The sequence below is a fragment of the Murinocardiopsis flavida genome (genome assembly GCF_003014485.1).
Taxonomy (GTDB): domain Bacteria; phylum Actinomycetota; class Actinomycetes; order Streptosporangiales; family Streptosporangiaceae; genus Murinocardiopsis; species Murinocardiopsis flavida.
Map to the genome: position 1 here is coordinate 1 of NZ_PYGA01000075.1, position 1,008 is coordinate 1,008.

Genomic DNA, 1,008 nt, shown 5'->3' on the forward strand with positions numbered 1-1,008 from the left:
CTAGATCGTTGATGGGTTATTGCGGAGCCCGGTCTAGACACGGCGAAGGGCGCCCATGATCGAGGTGTGAACAAGAACCTGGACGCCCTTCTCACCGCACTCTACGTCTACCTCGACGACCACATCCTGTGCCGCACCACGAAGACCCGCCCCGGCCCGGGCCGCCCCGCCCAGGTCACCGACACCGAACTCCTCTGCCTGGCCGTGGCCCAGGCCCTGCTGCGCTACGACAATGAACACCACTGGCTGCGCGCCGCCCCCGACCGCGTCGGCCACCTCTTCCCCCGCCTGCTGTGCCAATCCGAGTACAACCGGCGCCTGCGCGCCCTGGCAGCACCGATGCTCACCGCCGCGCTGTGGCTCGCCCGCCACACCCCCACCTGGGCCGAACCCCTGCGCCTGATGGACGGCACCCCCATCCGCTGCGGCACCTCGCGGGTGACCACCGAGCGCTCCGCGCTGGAGGAGTACGCCGGCTACGGCCACGACGCCTCCCACCACTGCTTCTACTGGGGGATGAAGCTCGTTCTCATCACCACCGCTGACGGGGCGGTGTGCGCGTTCTCCCTGGCCAACCCCAAGGAACTCGACGAGCGCAAGCAGGCCCTGCACCTGGTGGAGCACCAGCCGGTGGGGCCGGGCCCCACCGGCCTGGTCTGCGACAAGGGGTTCGCCGGGGCCGGGATCGAGGCCGCGATGGCCGCGGCCGGGCACACGATCGTGCGCCCGGCCCGCCGGGGCGAGGACCGGGCCGCGGCCCCGTTCTGCTGGTTCCCGGGGTGGCTGCGTCAGCGCATCGAAGCGGTCATCTGGACCCTGAAGAACCAGCTCGGGTTGGAGCGCCACCACGCGCGGATCCCGGAAGGGCTGTGGGCGCGGACCTGTCAGCGGGTCCTCGCGCTCAACGCCGTCATCTGGCACAACTGGCACATCGGCGCACCGGTCAAGCGTTCTCTGATCGCTTACGACCACTGACCAGCCAACAATTACCCATCAACGATCTAGGGC

General features: G+C 69.6%; 1 protein-coding gene. It reads left to right on the top strand.

Annotated elements, in window-relative coordinates:
• The first annotated feature begins 66 nt into the window (after positions 1-66).
• Positions 67-975: a transposase gene (locus CLV63_RS33095; protein WP_106587183.1), complete on the top strand. Its 909-nt coding sequence runs from the start codon at positions 67-69 to the stop codon at positions 973-975.
• Positions 976-1,008 lie beyond the last annotated feature (33 nt).